Source organism: Agrobacterium sp. 16-172Ci (assembly GCF_053522725.1).
In genome coordinates this window covers 424600-441959 of the sequence record NZ_JBNWBW010000001.1, presented here as the reverse complement: position 1 = coordinate 441959, position 17360 = coordinate 424600, and the positions used below count along the sequence as shown (strand labels likewise).

Sequence of the window (17360 nt, the reverse complement as noted above, 5' to 3'; positions counted from 1 at the left end):
TGAAGGCCGGGCATGCCCGGTCTTTTCAGACAGAAAGTGTAAATCGCGGCGCGGCCCCCTCACCCGGACAAGCCCTGCCGCCCGGAACCATTTGCCCGAGGTCCGAGCCGTGACTGTCTATCTGCCGATCGCAGAACTGTCGGTGAATATTTTCATCATTCTCGGCATGGGCGCGGCCGTCGGTTTTCTTTCCGGCATGTTCGGCGTGGGCGGCGGCTTTCTGATTACCCCGCTTCTGATCTTCTACAATATTCCGCCTGTGGTGGCCGTGGCGACGGGGGCAAACCAGGTGGTCGCCTCCTCCGTGTCAGGCTCGATCACGCATTTTCGGCGCGGCACGCTCGACGTCAAGCTCGGCAGCGTGCTGCTTGTGGGCGGTCTGGTGGGGGCGACGGTCGGCGTGTGGATATTCTCCTTCCTGCGCAGCATCGGCCAGCTCGATCTCATCGTCTCGCTGCTTTATGTTATCCTGCTCGGCACCGTCGGCGGGCTGATGCTGAAGGAGAGCATTTCGGCGCTTCGCCGCGCCGCCCGCAACGAAACCGTGACGCTGCGCCGGCCGGGCCATCACAACTGGGTGCACCGCCTGCCGCTGAAAATGCGGTTCAAGAAATCGAAGATCTATCTCAGCATCATTCCCATCGTCACGCTGGGTTTCGGCATCGGCATCCTCACCTCGATCATGGGTGTGGGCGGCGGCTTCATCATGGTGCCGGCGATGATCTATCTCTTACGCATCCCCACCAGCGTGGTTGTCGGCACCTCGCTGTTCCAGATCATTTTCGTAACCGCCTATACGACCGTGGTTCAGGCGGCGACCAACTATTCCGTCGATGTGGTGCTGGCCTTCATCCTGATGGTGGCGGGCGTCATCGGCGCGCAATATGGCGTGCGCGTCGGCCAGAAACTGCGCGGCGAACAGCTGCGCGCCCTGCTGGCGCTTCTCGTTCTCGCTGTTGCGCTTCGCCTTGCCGTATCGCTGGTGGTGCGCCCGGAAGACCTGTTTTCGGTGGCCGTCGGGGGGTTAGGTTATTGACCCGCCATTTGCTGCTTGCCGCCCTTGCGCTGGCCTCATGTCTCACTTTCGGGCAGACCGCTTGGGCCCAGACGCCGCCGCTTGCCCTGCCGCCCGGCCCACAGCAGCGATCCCTGCTGGAAAATATCGAAATCGGCGCATCGACGACCGAAATTCCAATTGCTTCCGATTTTCGCGGCGCGGATTTCACGCTTTTCGGCGCGCTGAACAATACCGACCAGTTGCTGCTCGCCATCGGGCAATACGACATTGTCGTGACGCTCGAGGGACCGAGCGACTATATGACCGTGCGCAAGAAGGAACGCGTGGCGGGCATCTGGATCAATACCAGCGCCATAACCTTCACGCCGCTGCCGGAATCCTATTCCATGGCCAGCACGCGCAATATCAGCGATGTCGCTTCGCCCGGAACGCTCCGCGCCATGGGGCTTGGCGTCGATCATCTGTCACTGAAAAGCGCGGTCTTTTCCGGCGTGCCCGACAATGTCTTCGATTTTCAGGAAGCCTATCGGCGTCTGAAGCTTTCGAGCGGCATCTATCGCAACGACACGACCGGGGTGCGGCTGGAGCGCACCGGCCTGTTCTGGGCGACTTTGCGCCTGCCGGCCAACGTGCCGAACGGCGTGCACACCGCCCGCGCCTATCTCTTCAAGAGCGGCAAATTCATTGCCCAGCGCGAACTGAAACTGCGTGTCGTCAAGACCGGCATGGAACAGGCGATCACCGACGCCGCGCATCAGACGCCGCTTGCCTATGGGGCGCTCTGCGTTCTGCTCGCCGTCGTGACCGGCTGGGGCGCCAGCATCATCTTCCGCAAGGACTGATCGGTTTTCATCCCGCAAAAGAGAGCGTCTGCCGCCCCTGTCGGCAAAGATAGCATTCGCTTCCGTCGTCGGTTTGCGGTAGAATTCAAGGCGTTACAACCGTACATGCAGCTCAGGGCGAGCATGTGTGGTTGTGACCGGGATGAAAAGGAGAAATGTCATGTTCAAGCACATTCTCATTCCCACCGATGGCTCGCCGCTGGCGCAGATCGCAATCGACCAAGGGTTCGCTCTCGCCAGGGAGGCAGGCGCAAAGGTGACCGTCGTGACGGTATCGGAACCCTTTCACGTGATTGCCAGCGATGTCGAGGACATTGCCGCCATTGCCGAAGAAGAATTCCACCGCTGCGAGGAAGCGGAACATCTGCTGAGGGATACGCAGGCGCAGGCCACTTCCATGGGGCTGGATTGCGAAGCGCTGCTGGCGCGTGCGGGAAGGCCCGACGAGGCGATCATCGAAGCCGCCAACAGGAGCGGCTGCGATCTCATCGCCATGGCCTCGCACCGGCGCAGGAGCTTCGTGGAGATGCTGCTCGGCAGTGTCACGGCCAAGGTGCTGAAGAATTCGAAGATACCGGTGCTGGTCTACCGGCAATAGAGCATTTCCAGTAAAGCTGCGTTGCGGTTTTACGTCCGGAAGAGACGCTCAGCCGAGAAGATTTGAAAACCGCACCGAATAGATGCGGTCCCTCCCCATCAGATGCGCGACGAGAGCGGCATGATCGAACAGGCCGCGCATGGCTTTGTGCCGCAAATCCAGCCCGCCGCTCATCACCCCGAAAGCCGGCATCAACAGACGCGAACCGTCGGTGGCGAAACAGGGCCGCCGCACCGTCTTTTCACGGCGGCGGACCGTGGCAGAGGGATGCAGGTGCCCGGCGATCTCGCCGGCGGCATCGTCCGGTTTCGGCTCGTGGCGAAAGACGAGAGTGCCGTAAAACATTTCGTCCACCGAAGAGCCCGGCAGATCGACCGTGCCGTCGGGATCGTGATTGCCGTTGATCCATATCCATTCGCGACCACGGGCCATGTCGCGAATGAGTTCGCGCAGCGGCAGCGGCAGGTGCTCGGAACCGACCCGGTCGTGGAAATTATCGCCGAGGCTGACCACGATCTTCGGATCGTAACGGCTGACAAGGGAGGAGAGGATTTTAAGCGTGGCGATGGTGTCGTAAGGCGGCAGCATGCGTCCGCGCCTTGCAAAGGCCGCGCCTTTTTCCAGATGCAGGTCGGAAACGACGAGCAGCGACAGGTCCGGCAGGTAAAGCCCGCCCAAAGGATCGCACCAGGCGGCGACGCCATTGATGGCAGTTTCGCTGCCGAGGCATTCGAAGCCATTGGAAAACCTGTCGCTCAATGTCAGCCGGCTCAGCACTTTTGCCTTTGTTCCTTCATTCCGCCCAGATGTTTCAGGACATGGCCTCGGCGATCAGCTCGTCGGCGGCCTCGGCCAGCACATCGTCCATCGCCTCACCCGCCACCGTCTCGCGGCCAATTTCCAGCATGACCGGAACGGCAAGCGGCGAGACATGTTCCAGCGCGCGATGGGTCGTGTGACCCTTGATTCGCTTCAGCATATCGCCAAGACGGCCAATGTCCAAAAGTCCCGCTGCGGCATCGCGCCGCGTCGCTTCCAGCAGGATATGATCCGGCTCATGGCTGCGAAGAACGTCATAAATAAGATCGGCGGAGACCGTCACCTGCCGGCCGGTCTTTTCCTTGCCGGGATGGCGGCGTTCGATCAGGCCGGAAATGACGGCGCAGTTGCGGAAGGTGCGCTTCAGCATGAAGGATTCGTCGAGCCACGCTTCCAGATCGTCGCCCAGCATGTCCTCATCGAGAAGGTCGGCCAGCGACAGGCGGCGGGATTTCAGCCGCATGCCGATATCCTCCATGGCCCAGATGGCGAGTGAATAATCGGTGGCGACGAAACCCATGGGTTTTGCGCCCGCCCGTTCCAGCCGCCGCGTCAGCAGCATGCCGAGCGTCTGGTGCGCCAAGCGTCCCTCGAAGGGATACATGACCATGAAGAAGCGCTTGCGGAAGGGGAAGGTCTCCACCAGCAGCTCGTCGCGCTTGGGAATGATCGACTTTTCCTTCTGGATCGCCAGCCAGTCGCGTACCTGATCCGGCAGCGCATGCCAGCGCGTCGGGTCCGAGAGCATGGAGCGCACCTGATCCGCGAGATAGGTGGAGAGCGGAAACTTGCCGCCGGCATAGGAGGGAATTTTCGGGTCCATGGAGAAGGCCTGGGAGACCAGGCATTCATTCTCCCTGATACCCTCGAAGCGCAGCACCTTGCCTGCAAAGAGGAACGTATCGCCCTGCACCAGTTGCTCAAGGAAATACTCCTCGACCTTGCCGAGCGACATGCCGCCGCGCCCGACCGTGCCCTTGGCATTGCGCTTGACCATGCGGACATTGAGTTCCGCCGCCTCGACGATGGTGCCGAGGTTCAGGCGATATTGCTGTGCGACCGCCGGATTGGGGACGCGCCAGCGACCGTCCTTCATCTGGCGGATGCGGGCGTAACGCTCATAAGTGCGCAGCGCATAACCTCCGGTCGCGGTGAAATCCACCACCCGGTCGAAAGTGGTACGCGGCAGATCGGCATAGGGCGAGGCGCTCTTCACTTCACGATAGAGATCGTCCGCATCGAAGGGTTCGGCGCAGGCCATGCCGAGCACATGCTGGGCGAGAACATCGAGCGCGCCCTCGGCAATCGGCGGCGTATCCTGCGCGCCGATATAGTTCGCATCAAGCGCTGCCCGGCACTCCATCACCTCGAAGCGGTTGGCGGGAACGAGGATGGCCTTTGACGGCTCGTCCATGCGGTGATTGGCGCGGCCTATGCGCTGGGCAAGGCGGCTTGCCCCCTTTGGCGCGCCGACATGCACGACGAGATCGACATCGCCCCAGTCTATGCCGAGATCGAGCGTGGAGGTGGCAACGACGGCGCGCAATTTGTTTTCCGCCATGGCCGCTTCCACCCTGCGGCGCTGGCCGGCATCCAGCGAACCGTGATGCAGTGCAATCGGCAGATTGTCGTCATTGATGGTCCAGAGTTCCTGGAAGATCAGCTCCGCCTGCGAGCGGGTGTTGACGAAGATCAGCGTCGTCTGATGGTCCTTCAGCGCGGAATACAAATCCTTCGTGGCGTAACGTGCCGAATGGCCGGACCATGGGATGCGCTCTTCCGTGCTCAGGATGGAGATATCCGGCTTTGCCCCGCCTTCGACGGTGATGAGGCCGGCGGGCGGCTCATCCTGCCCCTGCGGCGCGAGGTAACGGCGCAAATCCATCGGCTCCGCCACCGTAGCCGAAAGGCCGATGAAGCGCACATCGGGTGCGTGCCGGCGCACACGGGCGAGCGCCAGCGCCAGCAAATGGCCGCGTTTGGAGGTGACGAGCGAATGCAACTCGTCGAGCACCACATATTTCAGGTCACGGAAAAAGCGCTCGGCCTCCCTGTTGGCGAGCAGCAGCGAGACCTGCTCCGGCGTCGTCAGCAGAATATCCGGCGGCTTCACCTTCTGGCGCTGGCGTTTGCCCTGCGGCGTATCGCCGGTGCGGGTCTCGATGGAAATCGGCAGGCCCATTTCGGAGACGGGTCTGGTGAGATTGCGTTCGATATCCACCGCCAGCGCCTTGAGCGGCGAGATATAGAGCGTGTGCACGCCGACGAAGCCGGAGCCCGGCGGCACCTTGCCGCGTTCTGCCAGATCGGTGAGAGAAGCCATGAAGCCGCCCAGCGTCTTGCCGGCGCCCGTTGGCGCGATCAGCAGCATGTTCTCGCCGCCGCGTGAGCGCGCCATCAGCTCCAATTGATGCGCGCGCGGAGACCACCCCTTTTCGGCAAACCATTTCTGGAATGGAAGGGGTAAAGCGCCGACATGGGTGCCGGAAATGGGAGACTCGGTGTGTTTCACATCTTCAAGGTAGTGAAAAACCTGCAAAAAAGAAGGGCGGAACGGGGCCGCTTGACAGAAAGCATAATCGCGGATAAATTTTATCCATGATATTGAAACGAACCGCACAGGGACAAGTCGGATGAAACTCGGCGACGGCGTGGAACAGGCCATTCACAGCGTGGGCATGCTGGCGGGACTTTCCGAAGGCGGCGTGCTGTCGGCGGCGGCGCTGGCGGAATTTCACGGCGTTTCCACGAGCTATCTGCTGAAGCATCTTCAGTCGCTGTCCAATGCCGGGATTGTCGCCACCGTGCCGGGGCCGAAGGGCGGTTACCGTCTGGCGAGGGCGACCGACAGGATCACGCTGCTCGATATCGTGCTGGCCGTCGAAGGGCCGCAGCCTGCCTTCCGCTGCGCGGAAATTCGTCAGCGTGGGCCGAACCCCTTGCCGGGGCGTTATTTCACCAAGCCCTGCGGCATCAATGCCGCGATGCTGAAAGCGGAAAAGGCCTATCGAGCCGAACTCGCCAAGACCACCATCGCCGATATTCTGGGCGATCTTGCCGCCAATGACGATGGCGGGATTGCCGCCCGTGGCTGCGCCTTTCTGGAGCTGAACGAGCGCAAAACAGCGACGCGCTGAGACCCAAAAAGACAGGATCACCGAAATACCGGAAACCTCACAGCTTTCCGGACCGATGACGCATGACTTCAAACAGACCCAACCAATGGAGAGACCCATGAAAACCCGTATCAACTATGCCAAAGCATCCCCCGAAGCCTTCAAGGCCGTCATGGCTCTGGAGAATTACGTTCAGGGCAGCGGGCTGGAGCGCCGCTTCGTTCACCTCATCAAGCTGCGTGCCTCGATCATCAACGGCTGCGCTTTCTGTGTGGACATGCATGTGAAGGAAAGCCGCCATGACGGGCTTTCCGAACAATGGATCAACCTGATGAGCGTGTGGCGGGAATCCCCCGTTTATACCCAGCAGGAACGGGCGCTGCTCGGCTGGGTGGACGCGGTGACGAAGATTGCCGAAACCGGCGCCCCGGATGACGCCTTCGAGACGCTGAAGGCGCATTTTTCCGATGAGGATATCGTGAAGATCACCGTCGCCATCGGCGCGATCAACACCTGGAACCGCATCGCCGTCGGTTTCCGCTCGCAGCATCCGGTCGATGCGGCTGCGAAGGCGGCCTGACCCCTTAAACCCGAAACGGGCGGCCGCTACATGGCAATGTAGCGGTCGTTCCTGTGATTGATGGCGAGCGTGAGGTTCATGACCAGCGCGCCGAGGACGGAGCAGATGATGACGAAAGGTGTGGCCACGAAAAAAGAGCAGGCCAGCACCATGCCATCAAAGGCGAGCTGCACGAGGCCTGCACGCCAGCCGAAACGATCCTGAAGATAAAGCGCCAATATGCCGAAACCGCCAAGGCTGGTGCGGTGGCGAAACAGCGCCAGCATGCCGGCCGCAACCGTCAGCCCGCCGAAAAGTGCGGCGGCAACCGGATTGATGCTCTGAAATGCGAAAAAGCCGGGCATATATTCCGACAGCAGCGCCGTCATGGCGATGGCGCAGAAGGTCTTGACCGTGAAGGCAAGCCCGAGGCGACGGAAGGCGAGATAATAAAACGGCAGATTGACGAGGAAGAACACCGCGCCGAAGCTTAGATCGGTGCCGTAATGCACGAGAAATGCCAGCCCGACCGTGCCGCCCGTCAAAAGGCCGGCAGCGGAAAACAGCGTGACGCCGAGCGAAACCAGCATGCTGCCCGCGAGAACGCCCTGCGCGTCTTCCAGCAAGGAATGACGATCCGGCGCGGAGGCCCAAAGGTTCAGACGCCTGCGCGCAGTCGTATCATCCATGCCCATTCCCCTGTCTTTCGGCCCCTGCCGAGCTATTGCGCCGAAGCGCGACGGATTTCAACCGCTGTCGCTCAGCGCACGACGATATATCTGTCCGAGCGGTGATTGATGGCCAGAAACATGTTGAGCACGAAAGCGCCGACAATCGAATAAACGACGGTGGCCGGATCGATGACGAGGAAGGCGCAGAGCATCACGAAGGCGTCGAAGGCGAGCTGGATGAGACCGGCGCGGATGCCGAAGCGATCCTGAATATAGATGGCGAGAATGCCGATGCCGCCGAGGCTGGCGCGGTGACGATAAAGCGCCAGCAAGCCGTAACCCAGAAGCAGACCGCCCAGCAGCGCCGCCCAGAGCGGGTTGATGCTATCGATCACCATCCAGCGCGCTTCGACTTCCGTCAGCACCGAAACAAGGCCGATGGCGATGAAGGTCTTGAAGGAAAAGGCAAGACCGAGGCGGCGGAAGGACAGGTAATAAAACGGCAGATTGACGAGGAAGAACAGGAGGCCGAAGCTGATGCCGAAAGCATAATGAAGCAGGAAGGCGACGCCGGCGGTGCCGCCGGTCAGAAGGCCGACCTTGTTCAGAAGATAAAAGCCGAGCGCCGAGACGATGGCACCGGTGACGATGCCCTGCACGTCTTCCACCGGCGCATGTTTGGCCGGATCGGAACTCCACATGCCGTAAACACTTCTCGTTCTGCTCACGCTTTTTTCCTCAGCTTCAGGCATATTTTGCACTGCAAAAAACATCTGAGCAAGATGGATACGTAAGGAAGCCTGACCTATCGCGAAAATGGCAAGAAACGGAATGTTCAGGCTTTGGCACGGGCAAGAAAAAGAATGCCGGAAAGGGGTTTTCCGGCATCCTTGCGAATGGTGGTTTTGCGGATTTCGATGAGGGAAAAGCCTGTCCGCTCAAGAAGCTCGGTCACATAGCTCTTCGAATGAGCGTAACGAAGGGATTCCCGAAGCACGAAACCGTCTTCCTCCCCCGCATCCTCCACCGAAAAGGCGAAAAAGCCTGAAGGCGCAAGCAGAGCGGAAACGAGCGGCATGACGGTTTCGAGACTGCCGAGATACATCATCACATCAGCGGCGGCCACAAGGCCGGCGCGGTGCTGGGCAAGCGTGGGGGTAAAGAGCCCCGAGGCCTCCGGCTCCAGCGAAAGATCGGCTTGGTCCAGATGATCGTAAAGCCCCTTTTCCTCCGCCTTGGCCAGCATGTTCTGGGAAATATCGAAACCTTCCAGCCGGTTTGCGAAAGCGCGGATTTCAACGCCAAGGAGACCAGTGCCGCAGCCAATATCGACAATGGTGTCGAAGACGCCGCTTCCCGCCGCTTTGCCAATCAGTTCCGCCAGCTTTTGCGGCACGCTGTAATCCAGCTTTTCCACAAGCGAGGTTTCGAAACGGTCGGCATAATCGTCGAATAGCCCTTCCACATAGCGGCTCGGCGGTTGCTCGGGCGTTTCGGCGGCGCCGAGAACCGCGAGTTTCAGCTCGGCTGCAAACAGTCCTTCGGTGTCCAGCTCGGCGACTTTCCCGTAAGCCGCCACGGCTTTTTCCGTTTCACCCGCTTTTTCGTGATATTCCCCGAAGCGAAACCAGCCCGCCGTCCACCGCGGCGCAAGCTCCAGCGCCTGTTCCATGAGTTCGGCGGCGGCGGGAAAGTCACCGCTCTCCGCCAGCATGCGGGCATAGTCCGCCCGGCGGTCGGCAATGACGTCACCGGAAGAAAACTGGTTTGGGGCCATTCAAGATTCCTGAGAAGATGTCGGCTGTCATTTATCAAGCCATAAAAAAACTCAAGTCCTATTTCATGGCGGCCTCGTGGAATTGGCGAATTTGACGCGATATAGTGCGCCGAAACTTGCATCGAAGCGTCGTGCTTCATATGTCAGGACAAAACAGGAGACGTGCTGATGGCCGGTGAGGTCAACAAAATGCTGGGTGACACGGTGGCCCGTACCGTGGTGAAGCTGCTGGTGGTTTCATTGCTCGTCGGCTTTCTGATGGCGATCTTCGGATTGACGCCATGGAACATCATCTACGGCGCGCGCGATTTCGTGGTCGACCTGTGGCGCAGCGGTTTCCATGCGCTGGGCGCAATCGGCGACTATCTGATCCTCGGGGCAACGATCGTCATTCCGGTTTTCATCATCCTGCGCCTGCTGAGCTACCGCCGCTGACATGACCCACTCCCCGTTTCAAACGCTTTCACGGCGCGGCTTCGTGCTGATGTCCGCTGGCTCCGTTCTTTCCGCCTGCGTCTCCATGCCCACCAACAAGGGCATGCCCTCCGGCACCCGCGACGAAACGGCGGCGGCGCTTCCCATGGTCAACGATCTGCGCCGTTCCAAGGGGCTTTCGCCGCTTGCCGTCAATGGCGCGGCAAGCGGTGCTGCCGCCTATCAGGCCGGCCGCATGGTCAAGGCGCAGAAGATGGCGCATCTGATCGGCCTGACCGACAGTTTCCTGATCCGCATGAAAGACGGCAATGTGCCGCTTCCGGCAGCGGAAAACGTGGCCGCCGGGCAGGACAGCGTCGAGCGGGTGGTGAAGGCCTGGATCGGCTCCCAACATCACCTCGAAAACATGCTCGGGCCTTATAACGGCCTCGGCGTCGCGGTCGCTTATGACGCGGCCAGCCGCAACCGGCCCTATTGGGCGATGGTGCTCTGCGCCTGAGGTAAAGCGACGGGAACCACCCTCTTCCCTCATTCCTGTGCCTGTCACAGGAATCCAGCCGACGCGCGTCTGCGCGACGGAAAGACTCCTTTCAGCCCAAGGACTTGGGCTGGCTGGATCCCTGTGACGAGCACAGGGATGAGGAAGGAGAGCCGCTGAGAAAGCGCTGCCGACCGTCCAAGGTCCGCTGTCAGCTAAGCTTGCGATCCGCCCAGCGGTCCACCGCGCTGTCACGCAGGTCGCGAATGGACTGTACACCCTCGCGGGCGACCAGCTTCGACAGGCCCTTGACGATGGCCGAGGGCAGGCCGGGGCCTTCATAGACCATGCAGGAATAGAGCTGCACGAGATCGGCCCCTGCCCTCACCTTTTCCAAAGCTGTCTCTGCCGATGACACACCGCCAACGCCGATGATCGGCAGGTTGCCGCCGACGCGGCGGCGCATCTTGGCGAGAACCGTGGTGGAAAGCTCGAAGACCGGCTTGCCAGAGAGACCGCCTGCCTCGCCCTTGTGCGGGCCGGGTCGCAGACCTTCGCGGGAAAGCGTGGTGTTCGAGACGATCAGGCCATCGAGATCATGGGCGAGCGCCTCTTCGGCAACGTCGTCCAGCCCCTCTTCGGTCAGATCGGGCGCGATCTTGAGGAAAACCGGGATGCGTTTGCCGAAACGGTCGGCTTCCACTTTCCGGCGTTCCAGCACGGCGGCGAGAAGCGCGGCAAGGCTTTCGCGCGCCTGAAGATCGCGCAGGCCGGGCGTGTTGGGCGAGGAAATATTGACGGTGAAATAGGATGCAACCGAATAAAACGCCTCGATGCCCTGCACATAATCGGCAATGCGGTCTTCGCTATCCTTGTTGGCGCCGATATTGACACCGACGATGCCACGCAGCTTTGCCTGCTTCAGGCGCTCCAGCGCGGCCGCATGGCCTTCATTGTTGAAGCCGAGGCGATTGATGACACCTTCGTCTTCGACCAGACGGAAGATACGCGGCCTGGGATTGCCGGATTGCGCCTTTGGCGTGACGGTGCCGATTTCGGTAAAGCCGAAACCGAGCCTCAGAAGCGGCCCCGGCACTTCCGCATTCTTGTCGTAACCCGCCGCCATGCCAAGCGGATTGGGGAAGACGAGGCCAGCCACGGTCTGCTGCAGACGGGGATCGTGCGGCACCATGCAGGTGGGCAGGAAGCCGCTTTTCAGCGCCGCAATGGACAGGCCATGCGCCTTTTCCGGATCGACCAGAAACAGGCCCTTGCGGCCGATTGAGGAAAATAATCCGCTCATCACAAAATCTCCGGAAACTGGTGCTGGCCGTCGTGACCGAGCGAAAGCGGCGTTTCCCAAAGCACGGCGGTCAGGGGAAGAGGCGCATAAAGATGCGGGAAAAGATCGCCGCCTCTCGAGGGTTCATAAACCAGCTTGTCGCCGAGGGCCGCGCCGTCGACCGCGATCAGAAGCAGATCGACCTGGCCGGAAAAATGCCGCGCGGCGGTCTCTGCCGCCTGTTTTGCCGTTGAAAAATGAATGAAGCCGTCGGTCAGGTCGATGGCCGCACCTTCGAAGACGCCCTTCGCCTTTGCCGCGCTCCATAACGTCTCCGGCACGATTTTATAGATGATCGCGGGCGTTTCCTGCATAGGGCTCTCCAAGGCTTTCCACTCAGCGGGATTTGCCGCAAAGCTCGAAGATTGTCCACAGTTTCCACGGCATTTTTATTGCGGAGAGCCTGAAAGACCGCCTGTCCACAAGCTTTTCCTTGTAATGCGGGACCGATTGGCGCAACCTTTCGCGGAGGAGCCGGACGTGTTTTCGACCGCCGGCAAATGGGAGTGAGCCAGTATCAGAAAAAGAACCGCATAACGCCCTTGGGAGGGGGCCAGAATGTCGGAACTTGTCATTATCATAGCAGATGACCACCCGCTTTTTCGCGGCGCCCTGAAACAGGCCGTATCCGGCCTCGACGGGCAACAGAGCATTATTGAAGCCGGGGATTTTGAGGCCGCCCGCAGTGCAGCCGCAGCGCGCAACGACGCCGATCTCATGCTTCTCGACCTCGCCATGCCGGGGGTGAGCGGATTTTCAGGCCTGATGGCGCTCCGGGCGGAATTCTCCAGCCTGCCGATCGTCATCGTTTCGGCAACGGACGACGCTACCACCGTGCGCCGCTCCATCGAACTCGGTGCTTCCGGTTTCATTTCCAAATCCTCGGGTATCGACGATATCAGGGACGGCATCCGCGCGGTTCTGGAAGGCGATGTCTGGATACCGGCGGGTCATCAGGGCGATAAGGAACAGGATCCTGACGTGGCCGATCTCATCGGCCGGCTCAGAACGCTGACGCCGCAGCAAAGCCGGGTTCTGGGCATGCTGGCCGAAGGGTTGCTGAACAAGCAGATCGCCTATGAGCTCAATGTTTCCGAAGCCACCATCAAGGCGCATGTCTCCGCAATCCTGCTGAAGCTCAAGGTCGACAGCCGCACCCAGGCGGTGATCCAGCTCGCCAAGATAAATACATCGGCCATGGTGGCGTAGAAAAGGATTTTATTCCTTTCCTTGCTTTACTCCTGACCGGATATGGTCTAGATTCCGGTCAGTAAACGACAGGAGCTTTTCCGCTATCGGCTCCACTTGCGGGCTTTCTATCATGCTGTCACACGAGACGATCTGGAGCGCCATCGATACGCTTGCCGAACGCCACCAGCTAACGCCTTCGGCATTGGCGAAGCGCGCCGGCCTCGATCCCACCTCGTTCAATAAATCGAAACGTTTCGGGCCGGATGGCCGCAAACGCTGGCCTTCGACGGAATCCGTCTCCAAGGTGCTGGAGGCGACGGGGGCAAGCGTCGACCAGTTTTTCGGTTATGCTTTCGGCAGGGCGCAGACCATGCAGCCTTCCGGCGCCGACAACGCCATTCCCCTGCTCGGTTTCGCGCAGGCGGGCTCCGGCGGCTTTTTCGACGATGGCGGTTTTCCGGCGGGTCAGGGCTGGGATGTGGTGGAATTCCCCTCCTCTCCCGAGCGCAAACAGGGCGTCTATGCACTGGAAGTGCAGGGCGAGAGCATGATGCCGCTCTACCGCGACGGAGATATCCTCATCGTGGAGCCCGGCGCGCAGGTGCGGCGCGGCGACCGCGTGGTGCTGAAAAGCCGCGACGGCGAAGTGATGGCCAAGGTGCTGGCGCGGCAAAGCCCCAAAAACATCGAGCTTCTTTCGCTCAACCCGGAACATCCGAACCGCAGCTTCGACATGGCCGATGTGGAATGGATCGCCCGCATCATCTGGGCCAGCCAATAACCCGCAATTGCGTTTTCCGCGGTATCGACCGGCACGCGCGCCGAGAATATTCCTCTAAAGACCGAGTGTCCTTGCGGCGGCATCGACCGTCATGATCTTCGCGCCGCCCGACATCGCCCTGCGGACGAGACCCTGAAATCTGCCTTCCGGACAACCGTAAAAGCTCGGTGTGTGCGAAACATCATGGGTGAAGATGATGAGCCAGCCACCTTTTTGCAGAACATCCTCCAGCCAGCCATCGGCGGCGTCGAGGTAGTTTTGATCCGAACGCAACTCGACCGCGGCAAGATTATGCGGGTCGACACTGCCCCGGTTGATCCCCGGCATGATGCCGCGCGCCGTCCTGAACCGGCGCCGCAGCAGCGGCTGCATGACCGGTGAAGCCATACCGAAGGGAACGGAGAAATTGCGCCCGTGGCGGCTTGCATCGAACGAGCCGAGCACGCGGTCATTGCGATCGAGATCCTCCTCGAGCCCCCGTCGGGAAAAGCTCGAGAGTTTGCGATGGGAAAAGGTGTGGCAGGCAAGCTCATGGCCGGCTGCCGCCAGTTCCGAGCAGCCTTTCGCGGAAATCATCTGCTGCTGTTCATCGTATTGGTCGATAAACACGCCGGCGATATAAAACGTGCCGCAAACGCCCTCGTTTTCCAGAATGCGCGCACCCGCCGTCCAGGCGCTTGCCGGCACATCGTCGAATGTGAAGGACACGATCGGTTCGGACGTTTCGATCCGCACCGCCGGTCCCGGGAAATAGCGCACCAGCCGGTTATTGATCCGGTCGGTAAAAGTCCCGATTTTTTGCGTCATACAAAGCCCCCCGGCCTGTCTGCAAATTACTGTCCCTCTTCGAGTATGTCGTAAGCCTGATGCCTCAAACAATAGATGGCGATTAGAAGAGAAGACCAGATAGGCCCGGTTCCGGTAAAGAAATTGCTCTCTAAACACGAAGAAAGTAACGCATACACCCAAATTCTGGCAAAAAGTCGGGTAAGTGCCGGGTCCGTGCCCTTGTCCACCGCAGTGCGGAAATCGTTCGCGGGTATGATGACCAGCCAGATGACGGTGAGAATGAAGGCCGGCAGGCCGCCATTCAGCAGGCTTTCAATATAGCCATTATGGGCATGGAAGGCCGTTACCGCCCAGGTGCCGGCAATATCGGCCTGCGACAGGAGCCTGTCGCTCGTCCAGAATGCCTGGAACCCCTGCCCGAAGATCGGCGATTGCGCGAAAGTGTCGAAGGATAGCCGCCATATGTCCGTCCGCCCGGTGAAGGTGGAATCGATGCCCAGGCCTTCGACGAAATTCTGTATACTCGGAAAATAGGTGGAGCCGACCGCGGATATGTTGATGAAGGCCAGAAGACCGCCGATCATCAACAAAGTACGGTTGGCATGCCTTTCCATGATCCAGATCAGCGCCACCGTGACGGGCAACAGCATGGCCGCGGTTTTTCCGTTGGTCTTCCAAAGGAAAAACCCCGCCAGCAGCGTGATGGCGAGGCCGCCCAGCGTCGACCAGGCATTGCGCAGGTAAAGCCCGATCATGAAGAGAATGATCATCGCCGGCGCGGCGGCGTTCTTGTGATTGAAGATACCGCGCCAGTCACCCGCCAGCGCTTTTTCATCGAGATCATAGGGCTGATGGATCGAGCGCGAGCTGAGGAAGATCACCCCCAGATAACACAGCGCCAAGAGAATGATGGCGAAGATGGCCATCATCCGGTCGAACTGCCGCCGGTCGCGCGGCATGACGACAAGGACGCTGGTGATGAAGCACAGGAGCGCCGTGAAGATCAGACGTTGCAGCGACGTGCCGGGCTGGGTTCCGACCACCGAGCATATCGCCAGCCAGAAAAACAGCAGCAGAATGGGCAGCCGCGGCCGCAGCAGAAGCCCCGTCAGCCGGTGGCGCAGCGCAAAAACGCCGAGGATCAATGCGATCACGAGGCCGGTCAGCTGGTTTGCGGCAGCGTGCGGCACCGGCGGTGCTGCGAGATTTTCGAAAGGCGCGACGGAAATCCAGATATAGAGCATGGTGGCGACGAAGAAAAACGCGTCGCGCCGGCCGCCGGCAAGGGAAATGGCGCTGCCTTGCGCAGAGACGGGCTGCGTATCAGCCAAACGCGGCATGGTCGCCTGCATCGAAAATGGATAGTCGGATCATTGGCCTGCCTTGTGACGAACAACGAAACCCTTCTGAAACAGGGCCATGTCCAAATAACCATAAACAGTCATTATCATCATTATTATGCAATTGCTTTAACCCTCTCTTACCTCAAGAGGGATAAGACAGGATAAACTGCCATTCATATGGGTCGCGGACTTTCGCTTTATTGGCCGGTCGCGGCTTTTTCAGTTCGCCAGATTTTACAAAGCAGCGCAGTCATTTTTGAATTCGCCCGGCAATGCCGGAAAACATGGAGAATGAGGTGTCGTTCAATACGCCGCGGCTCGGCCATCTAGTCAGATTGGGATTGACCTACATGGCATCCGGCGGAGCGCTCCTCATGTCCAGCGCCGCCCAGCTTCTGACCTTTGCGCTGCTTGCCCGCCATCTCGGCGTCGAACAATTCGCGCTTTACGCCTCCATCACGGCCGTCACCAATCTCGGCGTCCAGATCTGCGGTATCGGCTCGCAGGAATCGCTGATCCGCCGTGTCGCGCAGGATCGCAGCATGTTTCCCGTCATGCTCGGCCACAGCTATCTTTTGAGCGCCGCGACAGGCGTGGTGCTGACCATCATCGGCATGGTGACGATACCGGTATTTTTCCCGACCTCGGAAACATTGCTGCACACGCTGATCACCACCTTCCTGATCCTGTTCACGAACCTCGTCCTCCTGAAAGTCATCTCGCTTTCTACGCAAAGCTTCATCGCCCATTCCGACTTCGCCTCCGCCAACAAGCTGGAAGTGATGTTTGCCGTCGCCCGCACCATTGCCGCGGTGGTCGCCTGCCTCATCTTCAAGGTCGAAACGGTGGAGGCCTGGGCGCTGTGGAACCTTGCCGCCCACACCATTGCAGCCATGATCTCGGTCAAGGCGATAGCGAGACTCGGCCGCCCGGTGTTTCGCATCGTGCGTGAGGAAATCCGCATCGGCGTCCTGTTTTCCACCCAGTTCCTGTTCAAGGCCGTGCGCGGCAATGCCGATATTCTCGTTCTCGGCGCCATTGCCAGCGCCGAGGTGCTGGGAAGCTATTCCATCGCCCGGCGCATTCTCGACAGTTCCTATCTCTCCGTCGAGGCCCTCAACCGGCTGATCTATCCGGGTTCGGCTTCCGCCGCCCTGCAGGGTATCAGCAAGACCATAGAACGCGCCTATAACGTGCTGAAGGCCGCGCTTTTCATCGCGACCGGCAGTGCGCTCGTCATTTTCATCATTGCGCCCTTCCTGCCGCTTTTGTTCGGCGATGAATATGTTTCGCTGCCCATCATCACCCGCGTGCTTTGCTGGGCGGTTCTGCCCATGGCCGTTGCCGCCACCGCGCTCGAGGCGCTCGGCGCATCCGGGCGGCAGGATATTCGCGCGAAGATCTGGAACAGCGGCAACCTCATCGGCTCCGTCGTCGTCGCTTTCTTCACCTGGTCATTCAGCATTTCGGGAACGATCGGCAGCTATTTCATGGTAGAAACCGCCATCGCCGCCGCCGTATGGATCGCGCTGCTACGCCTGCGCCGCAATGAAGAAGTTTTCGCGCCAGCAAAATAGGCGCTGGCGCAGGAACCGATCCGG

At 60.2% G+C, this 17360-nt stretch carries 19 protein-coding genes; 10 read left to right on the top strand and 9 right to left on the bottom strand.

The genetic code is table 11. From position 1 onward, the window contains the following. The first annotated feature begins 109 nt into the window (after positions 1 to 109). The 3 genes from ACQZ40_RS02240 to ACQZ40_RS02230 all read left to right on the top strand — a co-directional run bounded on the left by ACQZ40_RS02240 (position 110) and on the right by ACQZ40_RS02230 (position 2458). Complete coding sequence (locus ACQZ40_RS02240; RefSeq protein WP_003522786.1) at positions 110 to 1036, top strand: sulfite exporter TauE/SafE family protein; 927 nt, start codon at positions 110 to 112, stop codon at positions 1034 to 1036. Beyond that, a complete protein-coding gene (locus ACQZ40_RS02235) occupies positions 1033 to 1860 on the top strand; it encodes a TIGR02186 family protein (RefSeq protein WP_065654492.1) in 828 nt (275 codons plus the stop codon). Before ACQZ40_RS02240 ends, ACQZ40_RS02235 begins: the two co-directional genes overlap by 4 nt. Before the next feature lie 160 nt (positions 1861 to 2020). Then, positions 2021 to 2458 carry a universal stress protein gene (locus ACQZ40_RS02230; RefSeq protein WP_080817935.1) on the top strand — a complete coding sequence of 146 codons (438 nt, stop codon included), beginning with the start codon at positions 2021 to 2023 and terminating at the stop codon, positions 2456 to 2458. Positions 2459 to 2506: 48 nt separating this feature from the next. Here the strand turns inward: ACQZ40_RS02230 and pdeM are convergent, their stop codons facing one another. Then, positions 2507 to 3235: a ligase-associated DNA damage response endonuclease PdeM gene (gene pdeM, locus ACQZ40_RS02225; RefSeq protein WP_080855928.1), complete on the bottom strand. Its 729-nt coding sequence runs from the start codon at positions 3233 to 3235 to the stop codon at positions 2507 to 2509. Positions 3236 to 3269: 34 nt separating this feature from the next. Continuing rightward, a complete protein-coding gene (locus ACQZ40_RS02220; protein WP_448747323.1) occupies positions 3270 to 5789 on the bottom strand; it encodes a ligase-associated DNA damage response DEXH box helicase in 2520 nt (839 codons plus the stop codon). A 121-nt stretch (positions 5790 to 5910) separates the two neighbouring features. Between ACQZ40_RS02220 and ACQZ40_RS02215 the strand changes: the two genes are divergently transcribed. Both ACQZ40_RS02215 and ACQZ40_RS02210 read left to right on the top strand, forming a co-directional pair. Next, on the top strand, positions 5911 to 6414 hold the full coding sequence (locus ACQZ40_RS02215; RefSeq protein ID WP_003519926.1) for an RrF2 family transcriptional regulator: 504 nt from the start codon (positions 5911 to 5913) through the stop codon (positions 6412 to 6414). A gap of 97 nt (positions 6415 to 6511) precedes the next feature. Next, complete coding sequence (locus tag ACQZ40_RS02210; protein ID WP_035227571.1) at positions 6512 to 6973, top strand: carboxymuconolactone decarboxylase family protein; 462 nt, start codon at positions 6512 to 6514, stop codon at positions 6971 to 6973. Between the two features lie 26 nt (positions 6974 to 6999). Here ACQZ40_RS02210 and ACQZ40_RS02205 read toward each other — a convergent pair whose 3' ends face one another. The 3 genes from ACQZ40_RS02205 to ACQZ40_RS02195 form a co-directional block, all read right to left on the bottom strand. After that, positions 7000 to 7641 (bottom strand): YitT family protein, encoded by a 642-nt coding sequence (locus ACQZ40_RS02205; RefSeq protein WP_035236609.1) that lies wholly within the window; start codon positions 7639 to 7641, stop codon positions 7000 to 7002. 71 nt (positions 7642 to 7712) lie between these two features. Next, positions 7713 to 8324: a YitT family protein gene (locus ACQZ40_RS02200; protein ID WP_035236585.1), complete on the bottom strand. Its 612-nt coding sequence runs from the start codon at positions 8322 to 8324 to the stop codon at positions 7713 to 7715. A gap of 134 nt (positions 8325 to 8458) precedes the next feature. Continuing rightward, on the bottom strand, positions 8459 to 9400 hold the full coding sequence (locus ACQZ40_RS02195) for a methyltransferase domain-containing protein (protein ID WP_448747322.1): 942 nt from the start codon (positions 9398 to 9400) through the stop codon (positions 8459 to 8461). Positions 9401 to 9568: 168 nt separating this feature from the next. Between ACQZ40_RS02195 and ACQZ40_RS02190 the strand changes: the two genes are divergently transcribed. Both ACQZ40_RS02190 and ACQZ40_RS02185 read left to right on the top strand, forming a co-directional pair. Further along, positions 9569 to 9835: a DUF6460 domain-containing protein gene (locus ACQZ40_RS02190; protein WP_003493739.1), complete on the top strand. Its 267-nt coding sequence runs from the start codon at positions 9569 to 9571 to the stop codon at positions 9833 to 9835. A gap of 1 nt (position 9836) precedes the next feature. Continuing rightward, positions 9837 to 10334, top strand: coding sequence for a CAP domain-containing protein (locus tag ACQZ40_RS02185; RefSeq protein ID WP_080855926.1), 498 nt, complete (start codon positions 9837 to 9839; stop codon positions 10332 to 10334). Between the two features lie 190 nt (positions 10335 to 10524). Here the strand turns inward: ACQZ40_RS02185 and ACQZ40_RS02180 are convergent, their stop codons facing one another. Then, positions 10525 to 11616 carry a quinone-dependent dihydroorotate dehydrogenase gene (locus tag ACQZ40_RS02180; RefSeq protein ID WP_174038781.1) on the bottom strand — a complete coding sequence of 364 codons (1092 nt, stop codon included), beginning with the start codon at positions 11614 to 11616 and terminating at the stop codon, positions 10525 to 10527. Beyond that, positions 11616 to 11969: a DUF952 domain-containing protein gene (locus tag ACQZ40_RS02175; protein ID WP_059759483.1), complete on the bottom strand. Its 354-nt coding sequence runs from the start codon at positions 11967 to 11969 to the stop codon at positions 11616 to 11618. The genes ACQZ40_RS02180 and ACQZ40_RS02175 overlap by 1 nt, the downstream gene beginning before the upstream one ends. 244 nt (positions 11970 to 12213) lie before the next feature. Here ACQZ40_RS02175 and ACQZ40_RS02170 point away from each other — a divergent pair, with 244 nt between their 5' ends. Continuing rightward, positions 12214 to 12864 (top strand): response regulator, encoded by a 651-nt coding sequence (locus ACQZ40_RS02170; protein ID WP_035265127.1) that lies wholly within the window; start codon positions 12214 to 12216, stop codon positions 12862 to 12864. Positions 12865 to 12976: 112 nt separating this feature from the next. Beyond that, positions 12977 to 13627, top strand: coding sequence for a S24 family peptidase (locus tag ACQZ40_RS02165; protein ID WP_006313323.1), 651 nt, complete (start codon positions 12977 to 12979; stop codon positions 13625 to 13627). A gap of 54 nt (positions 13628 to 13681) precedes the next feature. Here the strand turns inward: ACQZ40_RS02165 and ACQZ40_RS02160 are convergent, their stop codons facing one another. After that, positions 13682 to 14434, bottom strand: a complete 753-nt coding sequence (locus tag ACQZ40_RS02160; RefSeq protein ID WP_174035583.1) for a polysaccharide deacetylase family protein — start codon at positions 14432 to 14434, stop codon at positions 13682 to 13684. Positions 14435 to 14460: 26 nt separating this feature from the next. Next, the gene (gene uppY, locus ACQZ40_RS02155; RefSeq protein ID WP_078051518.1) at positions 14461 to 15756 is read right to left on the bottom strand and encodes a Wzy-type polysaccharide biosynthesis protein UppY; all 1296 of its coding nucleotides are present in this window, start codon (positions 15754 to 15756) and stop codon (positions 14461 to 14463) included. 287 nt (positions 15757 to 16043) lie between these two features. Between uppY and uppX the strand changes: the two genes are divergently transcribed. Beyond that, positions 16044 to 17336 (top strand): Wzx-type polysaccharide biosynthesis protein UppX, encoded by a 1293-nt coding sequence (gene uppX, locus ACQZ40_RS02150; RefSeq protein WP_026363784.1) that lies wholly within the window; start codon positions 16044 to 16046, stop codon positions 17334 to 17336. Positions 17337 to 17360: the final 24 nt, after the last annotated feature.

Excerpts from the sequence above, each read along its gene's own strand:
- ACQZ40_RS02230 (WP_080817935.1), top strand. The coding sequence starts at position 2,021 with ATGTTCAAGCACATTCTCATTCCCACCGATGGCTCGCCGCTGGCGCAG.
- ACQZ40_RS02215 (WP_003519926.1), top strand. The coding sequence starts at position 5,911 with ATGAAACTCGGCGACGGCGTGGAACAGGCCATTCACAGCGTGGGCATG.
- ACQZ40_RS02210 (WP_035227571.1), top strand. The coding sequence starts at position 6,512 with ATGAAAACCCGTATCAACTATGCCAAAGCATCCCCCGAAGCCTTCAAG.
- ACQZ40_RS02205 (WP_035236609.1), bottom strand. The coding sequence starts at position 7,641 with ATGGATGATACGACTGCGCGCAGGCGTCTGAACCTTTGGGCCTCCGCG.
- ACQZ40_RS02200 (WP_035236585.1), bottom strand. The coding sequence starts at position 8,324 with ATGTGGAGTTCCGATCCGGCCAAACATGCGCCGGTGGAAGACGTGCAG.
- ACQZ40_RS02195 (WP_448747322.1), bottom strand. The coding sequence starts at position 9,400 with ATGGCCCCAAACCAGTTTTCTTCCGGTGACGTCATTGCCGACCGCCGG.
- ACQZ40_RS02190 (WP_003493739.1), top strand. The coding sequence starts at position 9,569 with ATGGCCGGTGAGGTCAACAAAATGCTGGGTGACACGGTGGCCCGTACC.
- ACQZ40_RS02185 (WP_080855926.1), top strand. The coding sequence starts at position 9,837 with ATGACCCACTCCCCGTTTCAAACGCTTTCACGGCGCGGCTTCGTGCTG.
- ACQZ40_RS02180 (WP_174038781.1), bottom strand. The coding sequence starts at position 11,616 with ATGAGCGGATTATTTTCCTCAATCGGCCGCAAGGGCCTGTTTCTGGTC.
- ACQZ40_RS02175 (WP_059759483.1), bottom strand. The coding sequence starts at position 11,969 with ATGCAGGAAACGCCCGCGATCATCTATAAAATCGTGCCGGAGACGTTA.
- ACQZ40_RS02170 (WP_035265127.1), top strand. The coding sequence starts at position 12,214 with ATGTCGGAACTTGTCATTATCATAGCAGATGACCACCCGCTTTTTCGC.
- ACQZ40_RS02165 (WP_006313323.1), top strand. The coding sequence starts at position 12,977 with ATGCTGTCACACGAGACGATCTGGAGCGCCATCGATACGCTTGCCGAA.
- ACQZ40_RS02160 (WP_174035583.1), bottom strand. The coding sequence starts at position 14,434 with ATGACGCAAAAAATCGGGACTTTTACCGACCGGATCAATAACCGGCTG.
- uppY (WP_078051518.1), bottom strand. The coding sequence starts at position 15,756 with ATGCCGCGTTTGGCTGATACGCAGCCCGTCTCTGCGCAAGGCAGCGCC.
- uppX (WP_026363784.1), top strand. The coding sequence starts at position 16,044 with ATGGAGAATGAGGTGTCGTTCAATACGCCGCGGCTCGGCCATCTAGTC.